The sequence below is a fragment of the Natrinema soli genome, assembly GCF_028618695.1.
In genome coordinates this window covers 1-25,348 of record NZ_JAQIVI010000646.1, presented here as the reverse complement: position 1 = coordinate 25,348, position 25,348 = coordinate 1, and the positions used below count along the sequence as shown (strand labels likewise).

Here is a 25,348-nt window from a genome sequence, read left to right as displayed (position 1 = left end):
CCAGCGCCAGCGGGTCGTGCTGGCGCGGGCGATCGCCCAGGAGACGCCGGTCATGCTGCTCGACGAACCGACGGGGAGCCTCGACGTCAATCACCAAATCGAGACGCTCGAGCTGGTCCGCGAACTGGTCGACGAGGGTCGGACCGTCTGTGCGGCGATTCACGACCTCGATCTGGCCGCGCGGTACTGCGACCGGCTCGTGATGCTCGCCGACGGCGGCGTCTATCGGAACGGTCCGCCGTCTGACGTGCTCACGGGAGACTCACTCGGCGACGTCTTCGACGCGACCGCGACGGTCACCACCCATCCGCTCACGGGGTCGGAAACGGTGACGGCGTTCCCGCGTTCCGGTCCGGACGGCGCGTGGACCGGTATCGATCGCGACACCGTTCGAATCCACGTCCTCGGAACCGGGGCGATCGCTGCGCGCGTGCTCGCTCGACTCGAGAACGCGCGAGACAGGAGTATCAAGGCCGAAACCCCCGCCCTCGAGGTCAGTCTCGGTCCGGTCACCGACGGGGATATCGCGGCCGAAGCCGCTCGGTCGCTCGGGGTCGATTGCGTCGAAATTCCGCCGTTCGAATCGCTCTCACCGACCCATCTGACGACGTTCGAGAGCCTCGTTCGGGAGGCCGACGTGACCGTCGTCGCCGAGGGCGTGCTCGAGTCGTCCGGCGGGGGAACGCGGCGGCTTCTCGAGGTCGCGGATACGGTCGCTGATTCGATCGTGATCGCAACGCGAGGAGGACGAGAGGGTGTCGAAGCTCCGGGAAGCGACGCCGGTGCGCCGCGAGAACGGGGAACCGAGATCGCGTACGAACACCAACCGGAATCCGCTCTCGAGGTGCCAGCGGAGCGGATACTCGAGGGGATTGCGGACGCGCTCGAGAACTGCTCCGACGCGTCACACTCGACTACGGACGCGGAATCCTCGGACGCCGGATCGACGTCGTCGGACGGCGACTCGAGTTCGGGCGTGTCGGCCGAATCCTCGAGCGACTGAGACGGATTTCTGTACTGACTGAGACGGACGCCTGTCAGTCAGTTCCAGCGCACCCGCATGGCGGGTCGTGGCTGCGCTGGAACACGGTGATCGCGGACCGTCTGAGACTACCACCCGAGGAACCAGAGGATAATTCCGAGAACGATGCCAGAGACACCGACGAGAATCCCAATTCCGGGGACGACGGGAATCGGAACGAGACCGATTGCGAGAACGATCGCGAGGACGATGACGATCGTCGAGAGTCGGACCATACTCGAACGTGATGGTCACGTCGGGTGGACGTTGTGCTTGCTTAATACGGGTTCGAGACGCAGGATCGGCGGTAGAGCGGGTGACCAGTGAAGAGATTCGCACAGCTCGGTGCTTTCCAGTCGGCTCCGAACTCCGTTCGGAGGGCGTTCGTACACGGCCCTCAAATCGAGTCCGAGAGAACGCGGAGCGTCGACAATCCGGCCGCAACTGGACGGTTTTTTACCCCTCCGCCTCCGAGTGGCCGCCAATGACCGAGTACGATTACGAGTCCCTCGGACTCGTCGCCGGGCTGGAGATCCACCAGCAACTCGATACGGCGACGAAGCTGTTCTGTCAGTGTCCGACTACCCTCCGCGAACCCGAGGCGTCGACGCGACGGTTCACGCGCTACCTCCATCCCACCCGAAGCGAACTGGGCGAACTCGACGACGCCGCCGTCGAGGAGAGCAAGGTCGAGCGCGAGTTCGAATATCTCGCCTACGACTCGACCTGTCTCGTCGAGGAGGACGACGAGCCGCCCCACGAACTCGACGCGGAAGCCCTCGAGACGACGCTCGAGGTCGCTCAGCTGATGGACATGAGTCCCGTCGATCAGGCCCACGTCATGCGCAAGATCGTCGTCGACGGCTCGAACACGTCGGGCTTTCAGCGCTCGTCGCTGATCGCCACCGACGGCGAGATCGAAACGAGCGACGGCGCGGTCGGGATTGAGGACATGTTGCTCGAGGAGGAGAGCGCACAGCGCGTCGAAGAGACCGAGGACGGGGTGCGCTACAGCCTCGACCGGCTCGGAATTCCGCTGGTCGAGATCGGGACGAGCCCGGACATTTCGAGCCCCGAACAGGCCCTCGAGGCGGCCGAACGGATCGGGATGTTGCTGCGTTCGACCGGGAAGGTCAAGCGCGGACTGGGAACGATCCGCCAGGACGTCAACGTCTCGATCGAAGAGGGCGCTCGCGTCGAGATCAAGGGCGTCCAGAGCCTCGACGACATCGACGACATCGTGCGCAACGAGGTCGCTCGACAGGCCGAACTCGTCGCGATTCGGGACGAACTTTCGGAGTTCGAGGCGTCGGTCGGCGACGTTCGGGACGTGACCGAGGTCTTCGAGGGCACCGAGAGCGGCGTCATCGGCGGTGCACTGAACAGCGGTGGATCCGTGATGGCGGTACCGCTCTACGGCTTCGACGGCATCGTGGGCCGCGAGATCGCCCCCGACCGCCGGCTCGGAACCGAGTTCTCGGATCACGCGAAGCGCCACGGCGCGGGCGGAATCTTCCACACCGACGAACTGCCTGCCTACGGGGTCACGGAAGACGAGGTCGCTGCGCTTCGGGACGCCGTTGGTGCGGGGTCCGAAGACGCCGTCGCAATCGTCGCCGCCGACACCGAGATCGCGGAGTCGGCGATCGACGCCGTCGCGGAGCGGGCGGAAACCGCGCTCGAGGGCGTTCCCGAGGAGACGCGCGGTGCGAACGACGACGGGACGACCAGATACCTGCGGCCGCTTCCGGGGGCCGCGCGGATGTACCCCGAGACGGACGTGCCGCCCGTCGAACCGGACCCGAGCGAGGTTCCGGAACCCGAGTTGCTGACCGCAAAGGTCGAGCGCTACCAGGACGAGTACGGGCTCGGCGAGGGTCTGGCCGAACAGGCCGCCTACGGCGAGCACATGCCGCTGTTCGAGGACGTCGTCGCGGATGGAATCGATCCGACGCTGGCGGCGGCGACCCTCGAGTCGACGCTGACCGAACTCCGGCGCGACGACGTGCCAGTCGAGAAACTGGCTCGAGAGCACCTCGAGGCGGTCTTCGCGATGGCCGAGGGCGGTGACCTCGCGCGGGAGGGCGTTCCGGATCTGCTGACGGCGCTCGCGGAGGAACCGGATCGATCGGCCGAGGAGGCCGCCGAGGTTGCCGGACTCGGTTCTGCGGGCGAGGGGGAAGTCCGGGAGGCCGTCGTCGAGGTCGTCGAACGAAACGAGGACCAGGTCGAGGCGGAGGGAATGCAGGCCTTTTCGGGGCTCATGGGCGAGTGCATGGGTGCGCTACGGGGGAAAGCCGACGGCGATCTCGTGAGCGAACTCCTGCGCGAGGAGATTCAGAAGCGAGCATAGTATCCGTCCGGATCTTCGGACGCCACGAACGACGACGATACGTTCCCGGAACGACCCGAGCGACGATGAGTTCCTGATAGACCGGTTCCGAAGCCGTCGACGTCACTCGGATCGACTACCGATCGAGCACAGCGGTTTTCGGCGGCTATCCCGTCCTAGTATGATATAATACACCTTTAACCGATATCGAGTCTCCCCCGGAAACCTTTATCAGTTATTCCGTTGGCGAAACTCACAACGAACTCACATGACTGACAACCCGACCGAGATAACGGCCGTCTGCTACGTTCGCGCACCGCTGTTGCTCGAGCCGGTCGACGAGCAGATCGAGACGCTCCAGGCCTGCGACTCCGAGGGCGCGATCGACGACCTGCTCCTCCGGAGCTGGCCCAAGGAGGTCACCCTCTCCGATGAGAGTCCCCACCAGGAAGTCCTCGAGAACTACGAGCGGTTCGCGCAGTGGGCCGACGAGCGCGGGGTGAGCGTCCGACCGGCGTTCCGGGAGCGGACGACGACCTCACAGGTGACCGGCACGACGCGGCAACGGCTCGTGACGCCGCTGCTGTGCCTCGAGCTGTATGCGGACGACGAACTGATCGGCGTCTTCCCCCACTCGAACGAGGCGACGGACGAGACGTACACGACCGACGAGGCGATCGCCACGCTTCGAACGGGAGAGCTGCCGGTCCCGCTCGGATCTGTCGCGGATGACGACGGCGACGGACTCGAGTCGACGACATCGGATACCTGCCCCGACTGCGGCGGCGCTCTCGTCGATGGGCAAGGACTGTTCGCCTGTAGCGATTGCGGGTGGGTCGGCACCGTCACCGAATCCGGACGGTTTGAATCGCAGTCCATCGATTCCGCTCCGGAAAACGAGGACGAAGTGCGGACGCTGACTCGATCGCGATAAGGTCGCGACGATACTCGATTCGAATCGATCTCGGCCTCTTTTTCGAAAAATGGGACGGCCGGGGAGACGATCAGTTACTCCTCGACGAGGTCGCCGTCGTACTCGGCATCGATCGCAACCGTGGAGCCGTCGCGATTGAACGCGACCGAACTGGCCTCCGTTCCCAGTGCTGCCTTGAGTCGGTCCATTGAGACACGACTCTCGTCCGCATACGTGACGATGGCACTCGCCGTGGCAGTCATCGATCCGTCGACGAGAGAGAGTTGCTGGTGGACGCCGTTCGCCCCCTCGCAGGCTCCGAAGGCGAACTCGAGTGTCGATGAGTTCACTTGCTCGCTTCCGATCGTCCCGGCATCAAACGTCTCGGTTTCGGTGTATCGACAGAGCGTCATTCCCGCGGTCGAACTGGCGCGGAGGAGCCATTCGAAGTCGTCGTCGGTCTCGTATTTCGGTTTCCGATCGCCCACCGCCGTTGCCACGGTTCGCTTGACGGCGGAAATCGGATCGAACGCGTCGTTGTTTGGGTTCGGTGTGGTGACCGCGAATACTTCGTCGGTTATCCCTACGGCCTCGCCTGATTCGTCGTCGGCGTAGACAGCGTAGTCGTCATTGACTGTCTCGGCCGTGAAGCCGGCCGACTCAAGGTCGTCGGTGAAACCGCTCCGGTCGTAGCGACCGACAATGGTGTAGACGCCGTTCGCATCGATCAGAACGCCGTCTCCGCCGGGAGTATCATCGTTTTCCTTGTAGGCGTCGAACGAGGCGACGGTTCCAATTCGGCCGAAGAGAATGGCCATGATGACCGGATTTCCGATGAGAGGATCGGTTGGTTCGGACCCTTCTGTGGCACCTTCATCGTCGGTTAGGGTCTGTAGTGTCTCGGCATCGATTGCGCCATAGAAGTACCCCGTCCTCTCACTCTCTGGAAGATACGAGGCGTATGACGGGAGTGCACCGCTCTCGCCGTCGATTTCGATCCCGTCGTTCGGCGATCCGGATTCAGTATCCGGTCCATTGCCGTTACCGCCGTCGGTCGACGACTCCGAACAGCCGGCGAGAAACGCCATTCCGGCACCCAGCAAACTCAACGCGTTCCGTCGGGGAAACTCAGTCATCCCGTTGTGATGATTACTGTGAATATATTACTGTACTGGCCAGTAGGAGCGGCTGCGATGAAATATTTGACAGCTTTTGACCGGTAGTTCAGTCCTCGGCTGGCCGTTCGGTCGCTCGACGGAGAAGTCCCAGCAGCGTGTTCGCCTCACGTTCGGTCAGATCGGCCCGACCGAACACACGCCGGAGCATGCGCATCGTCTTGTCGCGTTTCTCCTCGGGGCGGTTGATCTCCTCGAGCAGGGCCGCCCACTGATCGTAGAGCCGATCGACGGTCGGCTCGGGGGCGCGGACGCGCTCGAGGTCGGGCAACTGCGTCTCGTCGATCGTTAGCGACCGAAGCTCGTAGAGCGTGATCGTGGCTGCCTGCCCGAGATTGAGCACGGGGTAGTCCGCGCTTGCGGGGATCGAGCAGATCTCATCGATCCGAGCGAGTTCCGCGTTCGTCAGACCGACGCGTTCGCGACCGAACACGAGCGCGGTCGGTGATTCGACGGTCTGCAGCCGTTCGGCCAGCTCGGCGGGCGTCGAATAGGGAAACCGCGTGTGGCTGTGATCGTCTTCGTTCGTGACGGCCGTACAACCGATCGTGTGGTAGTTCTCGACGAGCGAGTCGAAACCGATCTCGTCGGCGTTCGGGAGGACGTCCTCTCGAGCGTGCCCCGCGAAGCCGTACGCTTCCCCGTCGGGGTCCAGTTCCGGTGGATCGACGAGCAGGAGGTCCTCGAAGCCGAAGTTCTTCATCGCGCGGGCGATGGTCCCGACGTTGCCCGGCGACTGGGCGTCGACGACCGCAACCGCCGGCGTCGTTCGACTCGGAGGCGATCCGTTCGGGATCGATTCGTCAGTCATCGGGGTTTGGATGGGGGAATTCCAGACGAAGATTCGTCGTCTGTGCAAGATCCCTTCCGATGACAGGAAGAGAGCGTGATTGGGGAGCTGTACCGGTGAGTGCGTTCATAGCTGGAGTACCGAACGCGAACGCAAAAAGAACGCGTTCACGTCTCGATGAACTCCCCGTTTCATTTCTCGCTTCGTTTCCGCGGTTTGATTATTCGATCTCGAGTTACTATTCACCATCCTACTTCTCTGTTCTAGCTAGCTCTAGCTAGTTCTAGTCTAGACTAGAACTAAGACGCTATATTCCAGTTATACCGTGTCTCCGGGTGTATACCGTCTCTCTGAGATGCAATCGCGTGCATTCTCGATTGGAATTTTTTTCAGGAGTGGGATAGTGATCGCTCCGTGAAGAGAGTGAGAGAGGGACACACCCCCCTCGCGTTTGTAAGGCGATATACGTGTGGGGATCTCTCGTCGGAACACACCAGTGCCGCGGGTGTAAAATCGACCTATATGTGATCCAACAGCGTGGATATTCGGATATGCTTCTCGGTTCCCCCTCCGTTATTGCCGTTACAAACGCGAGGGGGGTGTGGGCCCCGCGCAGCGATCGACGAATCGCTCGTCCGGTCCCTCGAGCCCTCGTTCGCCGTATTCATGTGGATCCTGTCCTCGTTCGTCGAACGGGATCTCACCGCCGAAACCGGGTACAGCGCGGTCGTTGGCCGGTCGAGCGCACGAGCTTTACATCCGCGACGGGGGTGTCCGTGGTGGGTGGCGGTCATCTTCGACGGTTAGAAGCGCGAGGCCAGCGTTCAGGGCGGTTTTCGGTTATGCGGCCGCGAGGTCCCACTCGAGTCGCTCTGTCGGGGTATTTACATCCGCGATCGATCCCCACACCTTTATTTCAATCCAGTTGGAAGGAGCGCGGTACCGCAATGTCCGCCAACGACGATCGAGACCCGCTCTTCCGGTACGACGATCCGGTCTTCGCCGACGAGCGGCTGCTCGAGATCACGCACCTCCCAGGCCCCGATCGGATCGTCGGTCGCGACGAGCAGATGCAACGGGTTGCGGACGCCCTGAACCCGGCAGTCTTCGGGAGCGAACCCAATCACCTGTTCATCTTCGGCAAGACCGGCACCGGGAAATCGCTCATCTCGCGGTCGGTCACCCAGCGCGTAATCACCGAGGCCCAGCACGACGACATCACCGTCAAGTACGCCTTCATCGACTGCGGCGAGCAGAACACCGAGGCGTCGATCGTCAAGACGATCGCCCAGCTCGTCAACGACCCCGAGGCGAGCGGGGTCAGCGTCCCCGACCGGGGGTTGGGCACCGGTGACTACTACAAGCGCCTCTGGCAGTCCATCGACCACTGCACCGACGTCACCATCGTCATCTTAGACGAGATCGACATGCTCGAGGACGACGAGGTTCTCCGGAAACTCTCGCGGGCCGGCGAAAACCGTCGTATTTCGGACTCGAGCATCGGTATCATCGGTATCTCGAACAAGATCGATTTCCCCGACCACCTCTCCGAACGCGTCAAGTCGAGCCTCTCGCGGGACGAACTGGTCTTCTCGCCGTACGACGCGAACCAACTCGTCGAGATCCTCGAGAAGCGCCGCGACGCCTTTCACGACGGCGTGCTCTCCGACGACGTCATTCCGCTCACCGCCGCGCTCGCCGCTCAGGAACACGGGGACGCTCGCAAGGCGATCGACATCCTCCGGAACGCGGGCCGGATCGCGAAGAAGCGAAGCGACACTCGAGTGACCGCGGATCACGTCCGTGACGCCAAGGAGAAGACCGAGGCCGACCGATTCAACGAACTGATCGAGGGCTCACCCCAGCAGGCCAAAGCGATCCTCTACTCGCTGACGCTGCTGACCGAGAACAGTTCGGAAAAGGAGTTCCCGACGAAGATCATCTACAATCAGTACAAGGAAATCGCCCGCCGACTCGATTTCGACGTGCTCTCGGAGCGCCGCGTTCAGGAGATCCTGCAGGAACAGAACTTCCTCAACGTGATCCAGTCCGAGCGCGAGGGACGCGGCCGCGGTCGCGGCGCACACGCGAAACACCGCTTGCTCGAGAACCCCTCGATCGTCAAGAAGGTGCTTCTGCGAGACTCGCGGCTGGCCGTCCTCGAGGACGAGGCATAGACCGCGCTCACTCCCGCTTACTGCTCGCTGCGCTCTGGCTCGCCGAAACCGCGATATCTTTTTGTTTCGCTTCCCGAGACCGGGTATGCACAACGTCGACGCCGCCGGTCTGGGGATCGGGGACGACTACCCGCCCCGGATCATGGGCGTACTGAACGTCAGCGAGGAGTCTCCCTACGATCCGAGCGTCTTCGACGATCCCGGCGAGGCGGCTCGCTACGTCGACGAGGAGCTGATCGGCGAAGGGGCCGACATCGTCGACATCGGCCTCGAGTCCGCGAACAAACGCTTCGACGTGCTCTCGGCCGACGAGGAACTCGAGCGGCTACACGTCGCGCTCGACACGATCGAGAGCGTCTCCGGGGACGCGACTTTCTCGATCGAGACGCGCTACGCCGAGGTCGCCGACGAGGCCCTCTCGCGGGGGTTCGACATGGTCAACGACATCTGCGGCTTCGCCGACCCGGAGATGCCGCGCGTCTGTGAGGAGCACGACGTCGCCGTCGCGAAGATGGCGAGCCCGCCTGAGCTCGAGCGACCGGGAGCGGTCGAGGAAACCGATTGGTCGGCCCGGAAGTCGCCCGACTGGGCGGCAGCGGCCGACTACGTCGATCAGGTATATGAGGCATTGAAACAGAACGGGCTGACCGACAAGACGATCGTCGACCCCGCGTTCGGCGGGTGGAGCGAGGCCCAGACGCTCGAGGACGACCGCGAGACGTTCCGACGGCTTCGGGAGTTCCGCGCGCTCGGGCGGCCGATGCTGGTCTCGATTAACCGGAAGAACTTCCTCGGCGAGATCGCGGACCGGGAGACCGAGGAGCGACTCCCGGTCAGCCTCGCAGCGACGTCGATGGCCGTCGAACGCGGCGCGCACGTGATCCGGACCCACGACGTGGCCGAAACGAGGGACGCAGCCCTGATCGGGAAGGCGTTCACCGAGCGTGCGAGCGTTACCGCGGACGGACTCACGATCTCGCAACTGGACGTCAACTCCACCCGGGAGTTTCGAACGCAGCTCCGGGAACGTGGCATCGATCCCGCGATCGCCGGCGACTGGCAGACCCAACTCCTCGAAATCGACGGCCTCGTGCCCGACGCGATCGACCGGCTCACGGCGATCGCACTCGAGCACGGCGCGGTCGTCCGACGGGTGACCGGCGGGAAATGGTTACTCGTTGGATCGACAGAGACGATTTCCAACGTTGCCACCGATTTGTCCACCGAGAATGGACGTCTCAGTGATCTCGGACGGAAGCTGTCAGGGGTGCTGCGTTAAGAGAAAGCTTATGCCGGATGCTTCGAAAAGGGAGACTGGACGCCGGGCGGCCTCCCGGGTAGGGGTACTTTGGAGGCGACCCCCGGCCCACAACACGGAATTATTGTGGTCTTACGCCGACCAGTGACGACTCCCAACCGGCGTATTGCGATCGTCCTTCACGGCACACAGTACCGGCTTCATTGCCCACGCGAGGAAGTCGACGTGCCGGTTGATATCCCACGCTCGTCGATCGGTCGCACAGATCCAATGAGCAGGAGCCCACGCTCGATGACCAGGAGCGCAGGATCGAGACCGAACACACAAACCGATAGCGCGACGAGAACGAGCATGGAGTTCGACGAGTGGGAGCCCGTCTACGAGACGATTTGCAGCGATTTCGGCTACGATCGCGCCGGTGACGAACGAGGGCGCGATCTCCTCGCAGCGGTTCTCGAGGATTCGTTCGACCTCGCCGACCTCTCGTTCGTCGGCGGAGCGACCGCCGCTATCGCCGGAGCCGGCCCGTCGCTCGAGACCGATCGGGACCTCGAGCGAGCGCGCGATGCGGACGTCGTCGTCGCCGCGTCGACGGCCGTCGATACGCTCGCGAGCCACAGCATCGACGTCGACTGCATGGTGACCGATCTCGACAAGAACCCCGACACCGTCGAACGACTCACGACTCAGGGCGTTCCGGTCGCGGTCCACGGCCACGGTGATAATCTCGCGGCGATTCGCGACGTCGTCCCCGATTGCGACGGTGCGTACGTCCTCCCGACGACGCAAGCCGCACCCCGCGGACCGGTCCGAAACGTCGGCGGCTTCACCGACGGCGACCGCGCGGCGTTTCTCGCCGACCACGTCGGCGCCGCGCGCCTCGAGTTCGTCGGCTGGGATCTCGACGATCCGGCGGTCGACCCCGCGAAGGCCCACAAACTCGAGTGGGCTGAACGTCTCCTCTACTGGCTCGAATCGCGCCGCGGCGAGCGGTTCGCGGTACTCGACGGCCGACGAGATGCGATCGATACGGATGGGATTCCCGTCGGCTCGCAGTGACTCTCCAGTGATCCCAATCGCTCGCCGCTCGCGGGCGGTCGTTACCGGATCCGATATTCGACGATGTCGCTTCCGCCACAGGACGGACACGTCGACACCGACTCGAGCGTCGTGCCACAGCGCCGGCACTCCTCGATGACCGTCTGATCGCCGCTTCGACGCAAGACCGACTCGAGCGCGTTCCGAATCATCGACTGTGCGGTATCGGACGGTCGTTCCTGACCCCTCATGGCCGTTCAGTTGCGAATATCACAATTCGTTATTCTCTCCGTACTATGAATTACACGAGAGCCGATACATCGTCGATGTCCGATTTCCGCGGTAATCGGTCCCTATACTCTCGGTCGGCGCTCGTGGTTCGCCGATCCTCGCCGGCGGATTCGTACCGAACCGGATCGTCGGTCGTCCGTTCGACCTGCCTCCCGATCGAGTCACTGGTAATAACAGTTAAGATGAATAGGTGACCACGATACGATGTGGATCAACGACTCATCGTCACGACGCCGTTTCTCATCTACCTCGTGCTCTGTGGGTTGTTCGGAATGGGGCTGTCGACGGTTGATGCCCCGCTCACGCAGGGGCAACCGGCGTTTATCGCCATCGTCGGACTGCTCGGGCCGCTGGTTGCGATCGGCCTGATCTGGGCGCACAACTACGCGTACGGCGCGCCGGTGCTGGTTTCGACGCTGCTCACGGACGCGTGGTTCGTCGTGTACTTCTTCTTCATTCACGACAACCCCGCGAACGTCTTCACGGTCACCGGCGATGGATCGACCGCGTATCTGGCCGCGACGGGCGGGATGATCGCAGGCTCACTGTTTACCGCCGGTGTCGGCTGTTGGCTGTGGTACTGCGAGAGTCCGGGCTTTCGCTCGGCGGTCGATCATCTCGTCAGTCCGTCGAACGCGGATAACTGATCTGACCCGCGCCAATTTGGGCCTCTTCCATCGTTGCAGGGTGATCTCTTCGCCATTTCAAGGGATGCGATCCCTTCTGCGATCAGAACGCGTCCCGATCGGTTGCGTCTCGATCCTGACGGCGCGAGTCCTCTATAGTAACAACTGAAACAATTCGCACACGGACTGCACAGTCCGCGGTTCTCGCTCACTCTGTTCGCTCCGAACCGCGCGTCGCTCCGAACCGCACATCTCCGAACCGTGCTCCCGTCGTTCGGGTGTGCAGTGACGTTCAGTGGCTACTATAGTCACACAGTTCCTCGAGTGAGTGTCCGTTCGGTTTTCGTTTCAGTAATCAACCGCAACGGAGGATATTACTGGTGGTTCTTATTTGTATATATTTGCCATCATCCTTATCAGCGGGACTATCAAAGAGACAGGTATGTCCTATCTGGACAATACGTCGACACCTCACGGGACGGTTCCGCCGACCCAGGCCATCATCGAGGCCATCGCAGCGCGCGAATGCGTCGACGTCACCGATGTTGAGCCGCCGGCGTACGACCCGCTGTTTACGGTCGTCAACCCGGAAGCGCTCGACGAACTGTTCACCACCACCGCCGATACCGCCAGCAGCGTGGTGGTCCGACTCGAGTACGAGGGCTACGACATAGTCGTTCGCGACGGCAGCGACGTCGAGATTCGCGATCGCTCGGCCGGAGACTCCGTCAACAGTCCGATCGGCGAGTAGCCCCGTTTCGGTTCATTCGGCCCAGTGTGCCTCCCCAGGTTGCGTTTCGAAGACCGCCCGATCGAGCAGGTCGACCGCCTTCTCGAGGCCCTCCCGGGAGCTGGTCAGCGAGTCCTCGTGTTCGATGCTCAGGGCGCCGTCGTAACCGACCATTCGGAGCGTCGAAACGATGTCTTTCCAGTGAGCTTCGCCGTGGCCGTAGCCGACCGATCGGAAGAGCCAGGACCGATTCGGCTCGTCGGTGTACGGCGTCGTATCAAGTACTCCCTTTTCGCGGGCCTGAGCGTCGTAAATTCTGGTGTCCTTGGCGTGGACGTGGTGGATCGCCTCGCGTTCGCCCAGATATCGGATCGCGTCGGTGATCGTGATCCCCTGCCAGTAGAGGTGTGAGGGATCGAAGTTCGCGCCGATCCGGTCGCCCGTCTCTTCGCGCAGCCGCGCCATCCCGTGGGGCTCGTAGACCAGCATGTTCGGGTGCATCTCGATCGCCACGTCGACCCCGTGATTGTCGGCGTGGTCAGCGATCTCGCCCCAGTAGTCGACGGCCCGCTCCCACTGGTACTCGAGGGCCTCAGCGTGTTGGGGCGGCCAGGGCGCGGTGATCCAGTTCGGGGTCTCGTCGGTCGGACTGCCCGCCGGGAGTCCCGAGAAACAGGTGACGGTTTCGACCTCGAGCTGGGCGGCCAGGCGGATCGCCTCCCGGAGTTCGGTGTCGGCTTCCTCGGCCCGCTCGTCGTCCGGATGGAGCGGGTTGTTGTGGGTCGCGAGCGCGCTGATCCGCATCTCGTACTCCGCGAGCAGGTCGCGGAGTTCGGCCTGCCTGGTCTCGTTGTCGAGATACTCGGCCCGCGTAATGTGATCCTGGCCAGGATGGCCGCCGACGCCCGGCTCGATCGTTCCGACGCCGATCCCGTCGAGGTAAGGGAGCGCGCTCTCGAGCGGTTCGTCGGCCAGCGGTGGGGTATGAACACCGATCTCCATGGGAAAGGCGATCACTGCCGGAGCAATAAAACGAGGGCCGGCGAGCATCGGTCGTCGCAGTGCTTCATCCCGGTATCGGACGGTCGTACCCGAAGGGGTCAGCTTTTGATCGTCAGAATCCCGTCGTTGACGGTCACGTCGCTCGCTCCCGTCGGCACGTCGAACTCGAACTGTCTCCCGCCGACGGTGACGATCGCCGTGTCGTCGACGACGTCGACCGTTGGGTGCTCGCCGGTCGGACCGAAATCCACGGCGATGACGCTCTCGTCATCGTACTCGCGGTTACTGATCGTGATCTCGTCCCCGTCGTCGGCGACGTCTTTCAGTTCGGGAGGCGTTTCCATGTCCGACCGTTGGTGGCTCCGCGCCGTAAACGTCGTGCACGAAATCGCCCCGTCGGTGCGGCGACCCGTTCGCGTTTCGGTTCTATCAGCGTAGCTATCGGCTCGTACCGGTCGGTCTCGGTGGCGAACGACGGACCAAACGCGGCTATTCGCTCGAATCGTTTACTTCGTCGATCGTGTACGTCCGTGCTTCCTCGCTCGAGCGGTAGATGCCGTCGATGATCCGCTGGACCGTGAGCGCCTCCTCGACGCTGTTGTCGGGCCCGTCATCCCCGACGATCCGGTCGAAAAACTCCCGCTGTTCGTCCGTGTGGGTATCGTTCTGCCGCGTTTCGATCGTCGTATCCTCGAGGTGGTCGGGACCGACCTTGCTCGCCGAATAGATGGAGAGGTCGCCCTCGAGAAGGTCGAACCGGGCTGCCGCGTCGGTCCCGCGGGCGACGAACTCGTGGGTCGCCGGTCGGTTAGTCGCCCACGCGACCTCGAGCGAAATCGTTCGATTCCCCGCACAGCGGATGAAGGCGCTGGCGGAGTCGTCGACGTCGAAGCCGTCCGGTCCCGCGTCGTCCGCCCACATGTCGAGATAGGCGTACTCTTCGCGGGAACCGAACTCGCTCCGTGCGACGCCGCTTACTTCCGTCACGTCGGGGTAGCCGAGCAGATACAGCGCGAGGTCGATGGCGTGGACGCCGAGATCGATGAGCGCGCCGCCCCCGGCGATCTGCCTCCGGGTGAACCACGACCCGCGCCCCGGAATACCGCGCCGCCGGACGTAGTTCGCTTCGACGTGGGAAATATCGCCGAGTTCGCCCTGCTCGATGCGGTTTTTCACGATTTGGACCGTATTCGCGAACCGATTGTTGAACCCGACCATCGCGTCGCCTTGGGACACGGCTGCGGCGTCGGCGATCCGCTCTGCGCTTTCGATGGAGTGGCCCAGTGGTTTCTCGAGTAGGACGTGGAGATCGCGCTCGAGGGCGTCGACCGCGTACTCCTCGTGGTACTTGTTCGGCGTCGTGATGATGACGGCGTCGACGGTGTTGTACAACTCGCGGTGATCGTCGTAGACGTCGACATCGTATCGTCTGGCAAAGCGCGTTCGCGCTTCGGCGGCGACGTCCATTCCGCCGGCCAGTGTAACGCCGAGGTCCACGAGTCGCTCGGCGTGGTACTGGCCGATGTTTCCCAGCCCAACGATGCCGGTTTTAATATCCGATCGATTCAATGTCATTTCCCTGTGGTTCTGGAACTGCCAGCGTTCGTTTCGTTTCAGTCCAATACACTCTGTACCGCTATATCGAATCCTTTGGCTCGAGCAACTTCGGTCCGTCGCCAACTGACAACGGCGGGATGGACCGTGACTGACCGCGGTGACCCGAGAACGTCGCGCTCGAACCCATGCATAGCCTCGCTGTCCGCTCTGGACGGCTTAGCTATCCGCTTCCGTCGGGGTCGTACCAGGCTCGCGATCGGGAAGATCCGTCAGGCCGTGGACCAGCGCCTCGCCGGAGGCGGTATCGAAGAGGTGAATCTTCGATCGATCCAGCACGACGTCGACGTCCTGATTCGCTTCGATATCCGTGTCGGGGGTGACGCTCATCAGCAGCTGGTTCGGTGACGTCGCGGGATCTTGCTCCATCGACCCCGCCGCGGCCTCGGCGAGTAACAGGTAGACGAAGACCTCGTCTCCCATCGGCTCGATGACGTCGGTCCGGGCGTCGATCGGTGCCGTCGGCGCGGCGAGCGAGTCGGCGTATCGGGTTAGATGGACGTCCTCCGGCCTGACCCCCAGCGTGACGGCGTCGCCGACCGTCACGTCCGGAATCCGCGTCGGATCGAGATCGACGGCGAAGTTGTTCGTCTCGAGGCCGTTTTCGACGAGTTCGCCCTCGACGAAGTTCATCGACGGCGAGCCGATGAAGCCCGCGACGAACAGGTTCGTCGGTTCGTTGTAACAGACGAGCGGCGGAGCGATCTGCTGGAGTTTGCCGTCGTTCAGGACGGCGATCCGGTTGGACATCGTCATCGCCTCGGCCTGATCGTGGGTGACGTAGATGACCGTCGCGTCGAGTTCCCGGTGGAGGCGCTGGAGCTCGGTCCGCATGTGGACCCGCAGCTTCGCGTCGAGGTTCGCCAGCGGCTCGTCCATCAGGAACACGTCCGGGTTGCGAACGATCGCGCGGGCGATGCCGACTCGCTGTTGCTGGCCGCCGGACATCTCCGCCGGCATCCGGTCGAGCATCCCCTCGAGTTGGACGATGTCGGCGGCCTGCTCGACGCGACGCCGGACCTCTTCGTCGTCGTACTTCCGGAGCCGGAGTCCGAAGGAGATGTTCTCGTAGACGTCCATGTGGGGGAACAGGGCGATGTTCTGGAAGACCATCGCGACGCCGCGATCTTTCGGGGCGAGGTCGGTGACGTCGTCGTCGCCGATGTACACCCGTCCCTCCGAGGGCGCCGTCAGCCCCGCGACGGTCTCCATCGTCGTCGACTTCCCGCAGCCCGAGGGGCCGACGAACGTGACGAACTCGCCGTCTTCGACCTCGAGGCTGACGTCCTCGACCGCCGTTTCCTCTCCGTACCGTTTCGTGATGTTCTCGAGTCGTACTCGTGCCATTGTGTTACTCTTTGAGTGCGCCGGCAGTCAGTCCGCTGACGATCTTTTCCTGTGCGATGACCACGAGGATCGCGACGGGGATGACCCCGAGGATGCTCGCCGCGGCCATGAGGTTGTACAACACCTGGTACTGCCCCTGATAGGCGAGAATACCGTCGAGGATCGGCGCCCAGTTCTCGGGCTGGCCATCCGTCATCAGGAACGAGAAGAAGAACTCGTTGTAGACCGCGATGAACGTCAGCACGCCGGCGGTCGCGACGCCGGGTGCCGACAGCGGGATGATGACGCGGAACAGCGCGCCCAGCCGAGTCGTCCCCTCGACGCGGGCCGCGTCCTCGAGGCCGTCCGGGATCTGCGAGTAGAACGTCGTGAGGATGAAGATCGCCAGCGGCATGAAGATCGCCGACAGCGGCGTCACGAGGGCGAACGGCGTGTTGTAGAGCGTCCCGTCGCCCGTGATGGGCTCGAGGAAGAAAAACGAGGTGTTAAAGAGGTCGTTCAGCGGGATGAAGAAGGCCGCTGGCGGGAAGAAAGAGATGATCAACACGAGCAACATGAGCGGCGTCCGGCCGGGGAACTCGAGGCGGCCGAAAGCATAGCCCGCGAGGCTAGCGATGACGAGGACGACGATCGTCGAGGCCAGCGCGATCACGAAGCTGTTGAACATGTAGACGTGGAATGGGACGACCTGGAAGACCTCGATGAACGCGCCGGGATTGAAGCCGTTGGGGGTGAAGACGATGTCCTGGAGCTGTCCCTCGGGCGTCAGCGCGACCATGAGCAGCCAGTAGAAGGGAAACAGGGTCGTAAAGAGGAAGAAGATCGCTGCGACGTAGAACATCGCGCGGTACACCCGCTCGGGGTGGGAGATGGAGTCGGCGACCCACTGCTGGAGCGGGCTCCGATCGAGTTCCGCCTCGCGGCCGTCCTTGAGGACGTTCGTGCCGCCGTCGGGGCGGCCCGCGGACCGGTCCGTCGGCTCGCCGCCGTCGGGGCGACACAGCGCGGGATCTCGCGGTGATTCGTCGTCGCCGTCTCCGGCGTCGTTGATGTCTCCGGATCGGTTCGTTCCCGTCGCGTCCGTCGGATCGGTGGAATCACTCGGATCGGTCATCAGTACATCCCTCCTTCGGTATCGCGGAAGACCAGTACGTAGCCGCCGATAATCAGGCCGATCACCAGCGCCGTCGCGAACGCCACGGCGGCGGCCGTCGCGTAGATGCGCGTCCCGCCGAACATCGCCTCGACGACGAGACAGCTCAGCGACGGCACGGTAGTACAGCCGGCCGTCGATTCGATCAGCCCGAAGACTCGCATCGCGTCCATCGTTCGGAACAGCATCGCGACCAACAGCGCCGGCATCACCAGCGGAAGCGTGATCAGTTTGAATCGCTGCCACGGTGAGGCCCCGGCCACGCGCGCGACGTCGTACAGACTCCGATCGACGCTCTGGAGTCCCGCGAGAATCAGCAGGGCCATGAACGCCGAGGACTTCCAGATGTCGGCCACGAGGATGATGATGAACGCGTCCCGGCTGTTCGCCAGCGGCGTCGCGCTGAAGATGCCGAGACTCTGCATGAGGTCGGAGCCGAACCCGACCGTCGGCTGGAACAGCAGGAAGAAGATCATCCCCTGAATGACGATCGGTACCGCCCACGGGAGGATGATTGCCACGCGGACCCAGCGTCGGCCCCTGAAGTCCTGATCGAGCACGTAGGCCTGGCCGAATCCGACCACCGTCTCGATGACGACGCTGATGACCGCGAACGCGAGCGTGACGAACAGCGCCTGCTGGAAGAACGGGGTGCCGAGTTCGACGAAGGGGAACGACGACGTCAGTCCGACGTCGAGGAACTGTCGAGCCAGCCGCGCGTTCCCGGTGAGAATGTCGACGTAGTTTTCGATGCCGACGAACGCGCCCAGCGGGTCCAACCCCCGCGTCCGGTTGGCCCGGAGCGAAATGACGAACGTCCGGATCAGCGGGTAGAACGCGATCAGCGTCAACAGCGCGAACGCGGGCAGCAACAGCAGGTACGCGTACGCCGCTTCGCTCAGGTTCTCCATCCAGTTCACGACGGCGTTGCCGGTCCGCTCCCGATCCCGGCTCCGTCCGGATTCGTCGCCGGTTAGCGTGCCACCGTCGGTCAGCGGTTCGCCGGCGGGTGCCGTGCCGTCGTCGGGACGCTGCTCGTCGTCGGAATCAGTTCCCATTCGTTTGCACCTCCGCTTCGCTCTGCTCGAGTTCGTTCGCGAGGTCGCTCATCGCAGCCGCGGGTGCTTTTGCGCCGCGGTACGCCGCGTTCACCTCCTGGTATATCAGCGCCGACTGCTCAGGCCAGAGGTCGGTCGCCGGTCGCGGGATCGCGTTCTCGCTGGCCGCCTGAACCACGTCGGCGTAGCGGGCGACGGGCCCGACGTCGTCCGGACTGACCTCCGCGACCAGATCGAGGTTCGGCGGGAGGAAGCCACCCAGCTCGAAAACCGTGAGCATCACGTCCTCGGTGGCGAAGGCCTCGAGGACCTGCAACGCTTCCTCCTGGCGGTCCGAAAACGGGCTCACCGCGAGGTTCCAACCGCCCAGCGCCGCGGCGGTGCCGCCGACGTCCGCGTACTCGGCTTCCTCCCGGGAGACCGCGTACGGTCTCGTCATGACTCCCAGATTCTCGCCGAAGGCCTCCTCCGTGCCCGTCTCCGCGATCGCGTACGACCAGTTTCGGTTCGAGACGGCGTCGCCGGCCGAAAACGGGCTGAGCGACTGTTGCTCCGTCCACTGGACGATCGCGGACGGAGCGATCTGGGGGTAGCCGTCCAGGGTGTTTTCTTCCTCTCCCTCGATGAACGACCGCATCATTCGGATCGAATCGATGACCCGCTGGTCGTCGACCGTGACCGGTCGGTCGCCGGCGGTAAACAGGTTGTCCGTCCCGCCGTAGTACGCCCCGCCCCACGAGGTCATCACTTCGTTGAACGTACAACAGGACAGTCCCTCGTAGGCGGCCGCCTGCGTCGTGAACCCGTAGTTGAGGTCGGCTCCGTCCCTCGCATCGCGGACCGCGTTCGCGAACTCCTCCCAGCGAGGCGGGTCGGTCCCCCAGCCGCTCGTGTCGTAGCCGGCGTCCTCGATGAGGTCCTCGCGGTAGAGGGTAAACCCCAGATCAGGGAACAGCGGCAGGGCGTGTAGATCGCCGTTCTGTGGATGGCGCGCCGTCTCGAGGATCGCCTCGAGATAGTTGTCGTTGACGGAGCCGAGGACGTCCTCCGAGAAGCGTTCGGTCAGGTTGACCGTCTGCTCGCGCAGGATAAACGGGACCGTCCAGCCGCTGTCCATCATGTGGATGTCGGGGGGAGCCCGTCCCGCCTGGAGCGCCGACTGAGTCGTTTGCATTCGCGATGCGGAGTCGCTGACGACGGTCTGAATCTCGACGCGGATGTCCTCATCGAGACCGGCGTCCCAGAGTGCCTGCTGGATCGACGGGTCGTCCCCCTCGCTGTGCATGATCCCCGCAACGTCCTGAGCGGCGGTCATCACCACCCGTCCCGGGCTGCGACCCCGACCGAGGCAGCCGGTGACGGCGACCGCTCCTGCTGTCGACGCCGATGCCGCCTTCAGGATCGACCGCCGCCTGAAGCGAGTGCGGTCGCGTCGGCCGGTGGATTCGCGTCCCATGCGGAGCAACAGACCACGTTCACCGCCTTAATTGTTAGCTATAAATACGGTAATAAAACGTGAGTGTTCGAATCGCGTTCCAGTTATGGTCACTCAATAGCGAACGCTGTGTGGATTTCCATCGACACGTTTGCAGAGCGACTCGGAAGGGTGTCTCTAATTACCAGTTGCGCGCCGGCGATCGGCAACTGCTGGCCGCCGGATTACGAGGGTACCCCTTTCTCTCGGTGAGCAGATTCCGCCGGGCCGGCTCGACGCACACGCTCTCCCATCCAAACGGAAGTGATTTCGATGGCTCGACGCTCGAAGCCGCCTCGTCGGCTCGGTGCTCGAGGCTCGATTCTCCGCGCTGGGAGCGATCAGCGATCCTCGAGGGTCGGCGGTTCGTTTCGGCCGATGCGGATCTCGTGGGCCTCGACGTCCTCGAGGGCGGCGACGCGGCCGCCGACGGAGAGTTCCTCGCCCTCCTCGGTTTCGATCGTGATGCTGGCGACCTCCTCGCTGACCTCGAAGGAGATGTCGCGAACGCGGCCGTGGACGATCCGCTGGCCACCGACCTCGACGTCGCGCCCGTCGACGGTCGCGTAGAACTCGCCGCCCTCGTCGATGAGGTCTTTCACGCACCGGCGGATCGAGGCGTACTTTCGTGGATACGATCGCGCGGTGCCGTCCTCGCCGAGCGTCCGGTCGGCGGTCGTCCAGAGGACGGTTCCGAAGAACCCGGAGATGAGAAAGCCCAGCGCCGACCGGTTGAAGATGACGCCGTAGCGATCCTGGTCGTCGCGCAGAGCGTCCTGCGTCGCGTAGACCGAGTAGTTCCCGTCGGCGACGGCGACGACCGGCGTCGTGATCCCCCGCCGGGCGCGGGCTGTCGACGCCACCTCGCCGTACGCGAACTCGTCCGGATCGGGGGCCTCGCTCCCCGGCGTCACGATCAGATCGATGCTCACACCGGCCTCGACCGCGTCGCGCAACTCCGCTTCGAACCGGGTCAGCAGGTCCGGCGTCAGCGAGAGCGCGAGCTCGAACTCCGCGCCGTCGATGACCTCCTCGAGGTAGCGCAGGATCGTCGATCGCGATTTCACGAGGGAGACCGCCTCCGTGTCGCGCGCCGGCGCGGTGTAGCGGGCCTCGAGTTCGTTGATCATCTGCTCGAAGGAGGTCTGGACGTCGTCGAACGCCTCCCCGGGATCGATCGCGACGACTTTCATGGGACGGGATTCGCGCAGTTCGACGAGACCGCGATCGCTGAGACTACGGACGGTATCGTACACTCGAGGCTGGGGGATGTCCGTTCGGTCCGCGATCTCGCTCGCCGTGAGCTGTCCCTGCTCCAACACGGTGAGATAGGCGTCGATTTCGTACTCGCCGAGGTTGAACCGGTCCCCGACACGCTCGACCGTCGAGCGAAGTTCGTCTGGTGCCATATCCGACCCTACGATTCCAGCGGCTAAATGATTTATTATATTCTGAGTAGCACGCGTTTTCGAAATCGGGTTGTTTCACGACCGGTGTCCGAAACTGATGGTCAGAACCCTTAACCACTGCCGGCCTGAGAGTGTTGCCATGCGCAGGGTCCTCCAGGCGAACGAGAGCACGGTAGCCGAGGACATCCAGAGTGAGCTCCCCGTTCTGGTACCGCTACAGGTAGTCGAAATCGGTCTGGCGATCGTCGTCCTGGCGATCGGCTGGTATCTCTCGAAACTCGCCGTTCGGATCACTGGTCGCGCGGTCGCACGCCGAATCGAACGGCCGAGCGTCACGCGCACCGTTCTCCGCGGTGTCAAGGCCGCCGTCCTCCTCTGGGCGGCGACTATCGCCGCCAGTATCGTCGGTGTCGGCGACACGCAGATCCTCCTCTCGGTGACCGTCATCTCGGCCGTGATCGCGATCGTCCTCGCACCGCTGGTCGGCAGCCTGATCAACGGTCTCTACGTGCTGGCCGACCGACCGTACGAAATCGGCGACATGATCGAGGTCTCCGACGCCGGCCACCGCGGGTTCGTCGAGGACATCACGATCCGATACACCAAGATCTTCACCCTCCAGAACACCTTCATCGTCATTCCGAACTCCGAGATCCACGCGCGCGACGTTATTAATTACTCCGCGGAAGACGAGCGAACGCGGGTCTCTCTCAGGCTCGACATCACCTACGAGAGCGATCTCGAGGCGGCGCGACAGGCCACCGAGCGGGCCGCTCGAAGCGTCGACGACGTCATCTCCGGCGGTCCGAACATTCGGATCGGCAGCGCTCGATACGCCGCAGCACCCTCCTGTTACATCAACGAGTACGGCGATCACGGGATCGCTCTCGAGCTGTTCTTCTGGATGAAACATCCCTACAAGCAGACCGTCGTCCGGTCGGCAGTGCAGGATGCCATCGGTGACCGGTTCGCGGATCTCGACGTGGAGTTCGCCTACCCGCACCGCCACCACGTCTTCGACGAGACCAGCGGCGTCGCGCGACTGGCCGTGGACGATTCGGGATTCGAGCGAACGGCCGTTGACTCACCCGTCGAACCGGGCGGGAGTCCCGCGGATCCGGCCGACCGGTAACGACTGCGCTCTCGCTCACGACTGCACGCTCGTTCTCCCGGTGTCAATCGTGGTGGTAATTTATACGCTCCCCAGTCCAATCCCAACGCATCCGACAGATGTACGACGACGTTCTCATACCCACCGACGGAAGCGACACGATCTCCCAAACGCTGGATCACGGACTACCGATCGCCGCGAACAACGACGCGACGGTCCACACGCTGTACGTGGTCGATAGCCGTGTCACCGCCGCCGCCGGCGAGGACACCAGTACGGACCTCGAGCGGACGCTCAAGGACGAGGGCCGGACGGCCGTCGCCACCGTCGAAGAACGAGCGACGGCCGAGGGGCTCGAGACCATCAGCGAGGTGCGTCAGGGGACGCCCGCGAAATCGATCCTCGAGTACGCCGACGAGCAAGGAATCGATCTGATCGTCATCGGCACTCGAGGGAAGAGTCCGCGCGAGAAGGTGACCTCGCTCGGGAGCGTCTCGGAGCGGGTGGTCGACAACGCCTCGATTCCGGTGTTCGTCGTGCGAAACGCGGGCGGCGAATAACGGCGGTCGGTGGAGGATCGAAGGCGGAGAATTGAACGGCGGATAGTCGACACGGGCCTACGCGCTCGCGCTTTCGACCGTAATGACTTCGCAGTCGAGGTGGCTCCGGAGATACCGATCGATATCGGGGTTGTCCGTAAAGCGCTGGAAGATGCGTCGGAGCCGACTCGCTTGCTTGTTCCCGATGACGACGGCGTCGGCTCGCTCCGCCGCGACTTCGTCGAGGATGCTCTCCTCGACGAGAAAGCCGGTTCGAACGACGTAGCGGGCGCTTTCCAGCCGCCCGAACGTACTCTCGACGGCGTTCTTCAGGTCCAGACGCGTCACTTTTTTCCCGTTCTGGTAGAGGTCGACGTGGAGGATCGTCAACGCGGCCTCCCGCTCGCGGGCGACCTCGATCGCACGCTCGAGCGTTCGTCTCGAGTGCTTCGACAACGGATACCGAACGGGAACCACGACCAGCGACATTAGCCATTCGAACGATTTCCGTGCGGGTAAACCTTTCAGTACGGACAGTCTACACTGCGAACCTGTCGCACACTATCGGCCGAATGCGCCGGTCGACGGGGTTTCCGGGCACGGTGGCCGCTCGAGGAGGCGATATCGACCCGGACAGACAGTCATTTACCGCGAGCGATGGTACGAGCGGACATGCAAACCTGGTCGACCGATGATGACGGCACCGTCTATATCTCGGAGACGGACGGCGACAAGGGGTCGAAGGGGCCGTTCCTCGTCGCCTACGAATCCAGCGCTGCCGACAGCCGCTACGGCTGGTTCTGTACGAACTGCGAGACCCTCGACAACGCGATGGATTCGATGGGCCGAATCAAATGCAATCGATGTGGGAACTTTCGGAAGCCCACCGAATGGGACGCCGCTCACGAGTGACGCCGTCGCTGCACCGGACACACTGAAACCAGGCAGTCGTGTGATGGAACGTCTCTAATAGACGATTACTGACGAAAATTCCTGATACCGGGACATAGACGAACCGAAATCACTAGGTAGTTCCGAATAGTGGGGAAGTAATTGGACATTCTTGTTACGTACTAACATTTATGGTGGATGCCGACATAGGTGGTAGTGAATGGGTCCTGTTAACATGCGACTCGTCGAGCAGGCCAGGTCGATCTTCGCTGAGCTGGGTTACACCGTCGAAGGTAACGGCCCCGAGTTTCGCGCCGAACGCGCGTGGAAAGTCGTCCACGTAAACGCCGTCCTCGAGGCGGACGAGCTCCCGTCGTCCCCGTCGGGACAGTTCCACTGTTTCGTCGCCGAACCCGAGGACGCAGACGATCTCGAGGCGCGACTCGAACGGACAAATCCGAACTACGAGTGGGCCATCATCGTCGTCGACGGGGAGGACTATCAGGTCGAACGAGCGCCGCCAGGACCGCGAGTAACAGCATAGAAACCGACGGTCCGCGAGTGACCGTCACGACGTTCCTTATTCTTCGAGCGCGTTGCGCGTCGCAGTCACGCCTGCACCCGGATCGACGGCCGCACCCATCGACTCGAGGACGTCACCGAGCGCCGTCACGACGTAGATCACGTTCTCCGGACGTGCGGAGTGGCCCATGCAGCCGATTCGGAAGATCTCGCCGGCGAGATCGCCCAGCCCGCCGGCGATCTCGAGGTCGTATTGCTCGATCAGCGCATCGCAGACCTCGCCGTCGTCGATGCCCGCCGGGACGCGGACGGCGTTCAGACTCGGTAGCCAGTACTCGTCGGGCGCGTTCATCTCGAGTCCCATCGCCTCCATGCCGGCTTTCAGTGCACCGGCCAGTCGCTCGTGGCGCGCCCAGCGGGCTTCGATTCCTTCCTCGGCGACGAGGCGCAGGGCCTCCCGGAGCGCGTAGACGTTCGTGATCGGCGCGGTGTGGTGATACGCGCGCTCCTCGCCCCAGTAGCCCTCGAGCAAGGAGAGATCGAGGTACCACGAGCGAGGGTCTTCCTCGCGCGACAGGACCTTCTCCATCGCCTCGTCCGAGAGGGTCAGCGGGCTGGCGCCCGGCGGACAGGAGAGACACTTCTGTGGCCCCGAGTAGGCGACGTCGATGTCCCACTCGTCGACCCGCAGCTCCACGCCGCCCAGCGACGTGACGCTGTCGGCGATTACGAGCGCGTCGTGGTCGTGAGCCGCGTCGGTGAGTTCCGGCACGTCGGGCTGGAGCACCCCGGTACTCGTCTCGGCGTGGACGAAGCCGAAGACGTCCGGGTCGTGTTCGGCCAGCGCGTCCGCGACGTCGTCGTGCTCGAGCAGTTG

The 25,348-nt window shown here is 63.5% G+C and carries 25 protein-coding genes and 1 pseudogene; 12 read left to right on the top strand and 14 right to left on the bottom strand.

What is annotated here, in order from left to right; genetic code table 11:
- A pseudogene (locus tag PGX04_RS29125) lies at nt 1-1,003 on the top strand (ABC transporter); the annotation flags it as partial.
- A gap of 107 nt (nt 1,004-1,110) precedes the next feature.
- Here the strand turns inward: PGX04_RS29125 and PGX04_RS29120 are convergent.
- Entirely contained in the window at nt 1,111-1,257 is a 147-nt protein-coding gene (locus PGX04_RS29120; protein WP_273741684.1) for a hypothetical protein, read from the bottom strand.
- A 248-nt stretch (nt 1,258-1,505) separates the two neighbouring features.
- On the opposite strand from PGX04_RS29120, the gene gatE reads away from it, so the two are divergent.
- Both gatE and PGX04_RS29110 read left to right on the top strand, forming a co-directional pair.
- The gene (gene gatE, locus PGX04_RS29115) at nt 1,506-3,374 is read left to right on the top strand and encodes a Glu-tRNA(Gln) amidotransferase subunit GatE (protein ID WP_273741683.1); all 1,869 of its coding nucleotides are present in this window, start codon (nt 1,506-1,508) and stop codon (nt 3,372-3,374) included.
- A gap of 247 nt (nt 3,375-3,621) precedes the next feature.
- Nucleotides 3,622-4,287 (top strand): HTH domain-containing protein, encoded by a 666-nt coding sequence (locus PGX04_RS29110; RefSeq protein WP_273741682.1) that lies wholly within the window; start codon nt 3,622-3,624, stop codon nt 4,285-4,287.
- 74 nt (nt 4,288-4,361) lie between these two features.
- Here the strand turns inward: PGX04_RS29110 and PGX04_RS29105 are convergent, their stop codons facing one another.
- Together PGX04_RS29105 and PGX04_RS29100 are read right to left on the bottom strand one after the other, a co-directional pair.
- A complete protein-coding gene (locus tag PGX04_RS29105) occupies nt 4,362-5,402 on the bottom strand; it encodes a hypothetical protein (RefSeq protein WP_273741681.1) in 1,041 nt (346 codons plus the stop codon).
- An 88-nt stretch (nt 5,403-5,490) separates the two neighbouring features.
- Nucleotides 5,491-6,252 (bottom strand): RNA methyltransferase, encoded by a 762-nt coding sequence (locus PGX04_RS29100; RefSeq protein ID WP_273741680.1) that lies wholly within the window; start codon nt 6,250-6,252, stop codon nt 5,491-5,493.
- A gap of 926 nt (nt 6,253-7,178) precedes the next feature.
- On the opposite strand from PGX04_RS29100, the gene PGX04_RS29095 reads away from it, so the two are divergent.
- The 3 genes from PGX04_RS29095 (at nt 7,179) to PGX04_RS29085 (ending at nt 10,725) form a co-directional block, all read left to right on the top strand.
- On the top strand, nt 7,179-8,408 hold the full coding sequence (locus tag PGX04_RS29095) for a Cdc6/Cdc18 family protein (protein ID WP_273741679.1): 1,230 nt from the start codon (nt 7,179-7,181) through the stop codon (nt 8,406-8,408).
- 85 nt (nt 8,409-8,493) lie between these two features.
- Nucleotides 8,494-9,687, top strand: coding sequence for a dihydropteroate synthase (folP, locus tag PGX04_RS29090; protein ID WP_273741678.1), 1,194 nt, complete (start codon nt 8,494-8,496; stop codon nt 9,685-9,687).
- Nucleotides 9,688-10,017: 330 nt separating this feature from the next.
- Nucleotides 10,018-10,725, top strand: coding sequence for a 6-hydroxymethylpterin diphosphokinase MptE-like protein (locus tag PGX04_RS29085; protein WP_273741677.1), 708 nt, complete (start codon nt 10,018-10,020; stop codon nt 10,723-10,725).
- Between the two features lie 41 nt (nt 10,726-10,766).
- On the opposite strand, the gene PGX04_RS29080 is transcribed toward PGX04_RS29085, so the two are convergent.
- Nucleotides 10,767-10,955 (bottom strand): hypothetical protein, encoded by a 189-nt coding sequence (locus tag PGX04_RS29080; RefSeq protein ID WP_273741676.1) that lies wholly within the window; start codon nt 10,953-10,955, stop codon nt 10,767-10,769.
- Nucleotides 10,956-11,201: 246 nt separating this feature from the next.
- Between PGX04_RS29080 and PGX04_RS29075 the strand changes: the two genes are divergently transcribed.
- A complete protein-coding gene (locus PGX04_RS29075; protein ID WP_273741675.1) occupies nt 11,202-11,642 on the top strand; it encodes a hypothetical protein in 441 nt (146 codons plus the stop codon).
- A gap of 421 nt (nt 11,643-12,063) precedes the next feature.
- Entirely contained in the window at nt 12,064-12,372 is a 309-nt protein-coding gene (locus PGX04_RS29070; RefSeq protein ID WP_273741674.1) for a HalOD1 output domain-containing protein, read from the top strand.
- 12 nt (nt 12,373-12,384) lie between these two features.
- Here the strand turns inward: PGX04_RS29070 and PGX04_RS29065 are convergent, their stop codons facing one another.
- The 8 genes from PGX04_RS29065 to trmB form a co-directional block, all read right to left on the bottom strand.
- Complete coding sequence (locus PGX04_RS29065) at nt 12,385-13,353, bottom strand: sugar phosphate isomerase/epimerase family protein (protein WP_273741673.1); 969 nt, start codon at nt 13,351-13,353, stop codon at nt 12,385-12,387.
- 98 nt (nt 13,354-13,451) lie between these two features.
- Entirely contained in the window at nt 13,452-13,697 is a 246-nt protein-coding gene (locus tag PGX04_RS29060; protein WP_273741672.1) for a DUF7127 family protein, read from the bottom strand.
- Nucleotides 13,698-13,842: 145 nt separating this feature from the next.
- Nucleotides 13,843-14,970, bottom strand: a complete 1,128-nt coding sequence (locus PGX04_RS29055) for a Gfo/Idh/MocA family protein (RefSeq protein ID WP_273741686.1) — start codon at nt 14,968-14,970, stop codon at nt 13,843-13,845.
- A 156-nt stretch (nt 14,971-15,126) separates the two neighbouring features.
- On the bottom strand, nt 15,127-16,314 hold the full coding sequence (locus tag PGX04_RS29050; protein ID WP_273741671.1) for an ABC transporter ATP-binding protein: 1,188 nt from the start codon (nt 16,312-16,314) through the stop codon (nt 15,127-15,129).
- A gap of 4 nt (nt 16,315-16,318) precedes the next feature.
- Nucleotides 16,319-17,428, bottom strand: a complete 1,110-nt coding sequence (locus PGX04_RS29045) for a carbohydrate ABC transporter permease (protein ID WP_273741670.1) — start codon at nt 17,426-17,428, stop codon at nt 16,319-16,321.
- The gene (locus PGX04_RS29040) at nt 17,428-18,378 is read right to left on the bottom strand and encodes a carbohydrate ABC transporter permease (protein ID WP_377043651.1); all 951 of its coding nucleotides are present in this window, start codon (nt 18,376-18,378) and stop codon (nt 17,428-17,430) included. Before PGX04_RS29040 ends, PGX04_RS29045 begins: the two co-directional genes overlap by 1 nt.
- Before the next feature lie 136 nt (nt 18,379-18,514).
- Complete coding sequence (locus PGX04_RS29035) at nt 18,515-19,981, bottom strand: extracellular solute-binding protein (RefSeq protein WP_273741668.1); 1,467 nt, start codon at nt 19,979-19,981, stop codon at nt 18,515-18,517.
- Between the two features lie 359 nt (nt 19,982-20,340).
- The gene (gene trmB / locus PGX04_RS29030) at nt 20,341-21,408 is read right to left on the bottom strand and encodes an HTH-type sugar sensing transcriptional regulator TrmB (protein WP_273741667.1); all 1,068 of its coding nucleotides are present in this window, start codon (nt 21,406-21,408) and stop codon (nt 20,341-20,343) included.
- A gap of 139 nt (nt 21,409-21,547) precedes the next feature.
- Here trmB and PGX04_RS29025 point away from each other — a divergent pair, with 139 nt between their 5' ends.
- Both PGX04_RS29025 and PGX04_RS29020 read left to right on the top strand, forming a co-directional pair.
- Nucleotides 21,548-22,540, top strand: coding sequence for a mechanosensitive ion channel family protein (locus tag PGX04_RS29025; RefSeq protein WP_273741666.1), 993 nt, complete (start codon nt 21,548-21,550; stop codon nt 22,538-22,540).
- A 98-nt stretch (nt 22,541-22,638) separates the two neighbouring features.
- Entirely contained in the window at nt 22,639-23,079 is a 441-nt protein-coding gene (locus tag PGX04_RS29020; protein ID WP_273741665.1) for a universal stress protein, read from the top strand.
- Between the two features lie 57 nt (nt 23,080-23,136).
- On the opposite strand, the gene PGX04_RS29015 is transcribed toward PGX04_RS29020, so the two are convergent.
- Entirely contained in the window at nt 23,137-23,547 is a 411-nt protein-coding gene (locus PGX04_RS29015) for a universal stress protein (protein ID WP_273741664.1), read from the bottom strand.
- A gap of 183 nt (nt 23,548-23,730) precedes the next feature.
- On the opposite strand from PGX04_RS29015, the gene PGX04_RS29010 reads away from it, so the two are divergent.
- Both PGX04_RS29010 and PGX04_RS29005 read left to right on the top strand, forming a co-directional pair.
- On the top strand, nt 23,731-23,970 hold the full coding sequence (locus PGX04_RS29010; protein ID WP_273741663.1) for a DUF5816 domain-containing protein: 240 nt from the start codon (nt 23,731-23,733) through the stop codon (nt 23,968-23,970).
- Nucleotides 23,971-24,184: 214 nt separating this feature from the next.
- Nucleotides 24,185-24,493: a DUF7116 family protein gene (locus PGX04_RS29005; protein WP_273741685.1), complete on the top strand. Its 309-nt coding sequence runs from the start codon at nt 24,185-24,187 to the stop codon at nt 24,491-24,493.
- Between the two features lie 36 nt (nt 24,494-24,529).
- On the opposite strand, the gene PGX04_RS29000 is transcribed toward PGX04_RS29005, so the two are convergent.
- Nucleotides 24,530-25,348: pyridoxal-phosphate-dependent aminotransferase family protein (locus PGX04_RS29000; RefSeq protein WP_273741662.1), on the bottom strand; the 819-nt coding region annotated here is incomplete at its 5' end.